General features: G+C 65.1%; 2 protein-coding genes. One reads left to right on the forward strand and one right to left on the reverse strand.

Annotation, left to right across the window (positions count from 1 at the left end):
* Positions 1–163: 163 nt before the first annotated feature.
* Positions 164–1,243: a quinolinate synthase NadA gene (gene nadA / locus AC52Q4_RS16605; RefSeq protein WP_495537907.1), complete on the forward strand. Its 1,080-nt coding sequence runs from the start codon at positions 164–166 to the stop codon at positions 1,241–1,243.
* A 47-nt stretch (positions 1,244–1,290) separates the two neighbouring features.
* On the opposite strand, the gene AC52Q4_RS16610 is transcribed toward nadA, so the two are convergent.
* Positions 1,291–2,643: phospholipase D-like domain-containing protein (locus AC52Q4_RS16610; protein WP_495537908.1), on the reverse strand; the 1,353-nt coding region annotated here is incomplete at its 5' end.

A 2,643-nucleotide genomic window follows, 5' to 3' on the forward strand; every position in this document is an offset into this window, starting at 1 on the left:
GTTTCAGGCATTGGGTTGCATCGAGGCAACCGATGAGATGTTTCAAGGCGGTGGTCACCGGCCAGCCCGACTGTATCGCCGCAGGCAGCCCCACCGGGTGCAGTTCATTAAATAGGCCCGCGCTCCAGCGCTTAAGCCGGATCGCGATGGAGGTGGAAGCGTTATGACACACCCGCAGGCGATGCCAGGGGAGCAGACGGTGCGTTTTTTCCGCGAGCGCGCCTTCGAGGCCGATGAAGGCCTTGTTTCGGGTGAGCGCGAGGCGCTGCGGGAGCGCATCCTTCGTTTGCTGCGCGAGCGCGATGCGGTGCTGGTTGCCCATTACTACACGGCGCCCGATATTCAGAGGCTCGCCGATGCGAGTGGCGGGCACGTCTCGGATTCCCTCGATATGGCGCGATTCGGCGCGGAACACTCGGCCACTACACTGGTAGTGGCGGGCGTTCGCTTCATGGGGGAGACGGCCAAGATTCTGACCCCGGAGAAGCGGGTGATCATGCCGGAGCTGTCGGCCACCTGCTCGCTCGACATCGGGTGCCCGCCCGATGTCTTCGCCGACTTCTGCAGCCAGCATCCCGAGCGCACGGTGGTCGTGTATGCCAACACCAGCGCTGCGGTCAAGGCGCGCGCGGACTGGGTGGTGACCTCGAGCATTGCCGTCGATGTGGTGCGCCACCTGCACGCGCGCGGAGAAAAAATCCTCTGGGCGCCGGATCGGCACTTGGGTGAGTACATTCGCAGCCAGACCGGGGCGGACATGCTGCTCTGGAACGGAGCCTGCATCGTTCACGAGGAGTTCAAGGGTCGGGACTTGCAGCAGCTGCGGGCGCAATACCCACAAGCGCGAGTGCTGGCGCATCCGGAATCACCGGCCGCCGTGATCGCGCAGGCCGACCGGGTCGGCTCGACCTCGGCGCTGCACAAGGCGGTTGCGGAGATGCCGGAGAAGGTGTTCATCGTCGCGACCGACAACGGCATCTTTCACAAGATGCGCGAGGCGGCGCCGGGAAAGCTCCTGCTGGAGGCGCCGACCGCGGGCAAGAGTGCGACCTGTCAGAGCTGCGCGCATTGTCCCTGGATGGCGATGAACGGGCTGCGCAAGCTCGCGGGTGCGTTGGAACGCCTGGACAATGAGATCGTCGTCGAGCCGGCCATCGCCGCGCGGGCCAGGGTTTCACTGGGACGGATGCTGAAGTTCGCGCGCGCCGGCGGGGCACCGGTTTACGGGGCGGGTGACGCTTGAGCTGCCATGAATCCTGCCCGACGCATTTTCAATCCGCCTGCTCGGAATCACAGATGGGGCATGAACAGCCAGCAGAACGCGTCCCGTACACGCGCTGCATATGAGCGTTCATTGAGTTCCCGCAGCGTCACTTCGTTGCTGCCCAGCCGGACCTGGTCGATGTGATGGGCCAGCCCGCCGGCAACGGCCGGGTCGTAGACTTCCGCCACCAGCTCGAAATTCAGATACAGGCTGCGCGGGTCCAGGTTGGCCGAGCCGACCTGAGCGTAGTGCTGATCGACCACGAACAGCTTGGCGTGGCTGAACGGCGGGGGGCGGTAATAGATATGGACACCCCACTTGATGAGCTGCCAGAGCATGTTGCGCGTCGCCCAGTGCATGAAGTACAGGTTGTTACGCCCCGGCAATACGATGTCCACCCGGATCCCGCGAATCGCGGCGGCCTGCAATGCGGCGATCAGTTCCCGCGGCGGCAGGAAGTAGGGCGTCATGATGGCGATATGGTGTCGGGCGGCGGCGATGGCGCCGACGAGCACCATGGACAGCCGATTGAGGCTCTCATTGGGGCCGTCGATGATCGCCCGGCAGAAGGCGTTGCCCGGCGTGCCGGGCGGTGGATGCTGCGGCGAGCTCTGATCGCCGGTGGTGAACAACCAGTCGCTGAGGAAGACCGATTCGATTTGGCGGCCCACGGGCCCTTCGATACGAAAATGCATGTCTGTGATGCCGCGTCGGCCGTCGTGGCGGTGAATCAGGTGGCGGTCACCGATGTTCATCCCGCCGATGAAGGCGATGTCACCGTCCACGGAGAGGATCTTGCGGTGGTTGCGCAGATTGAGCAGCAATCGCGGGGGGAGCAGTCGCGGCGGCAGGAAGACCGCAACACGGACGCCGCGGCGACGCAAGATGGGGCGGATGCGGGGAATCGAGTACCACTCGCCGGCGCCGTCGAGTAGGACGCGGACATCGACGCCGCGCGCCTGGGCCTGCACGAGGGCGTCCGCAAATTGCCGGCCGGTCGGGTTGCTGTCGAAAATATAGGTGGAGAGGAAAACCGTTCGCTGGGCGTGCTCGATGGCGCTCAGCATTGCCGGGTAGGCGCTCTCGCCGTTGTGCAGCGACTCGACGCGGTTGCCCGGTATCAGCGGCAACCCGGTGACCGCGCTGGAAATCCGAGCCTGTTGCGAGAATTCAGGCTGCACCCGCCCGCTACGCTCGAGTGCGGCGGAGCCGTGAGCGAGCGGTTTCTGCTCGGAGCGCAACGCCCTTGCCCGCAGGTGAATGCGGTTTATGCCGAGCAGGAAGTAGAGCAGCGGCCCCACGATGGGGAAGAGCAGGGATACGGCGATCCAGCCAAACGCCGCGGCCGGCTCGTGCTTGTTGAGCAGAGCGTGTAGGGC

The organism is Nitrococcus sp. (assembly GCF_059432795.1).

Excerpts from the sequence above, each read along its gene's own strand:
- nadA (WP_495537907.1), top strand. The coding sequence starts at position 164 with ATGACACACCCGCAGGCGATGCCAGGGGAGCAGACGGTGCGTTTTTTC.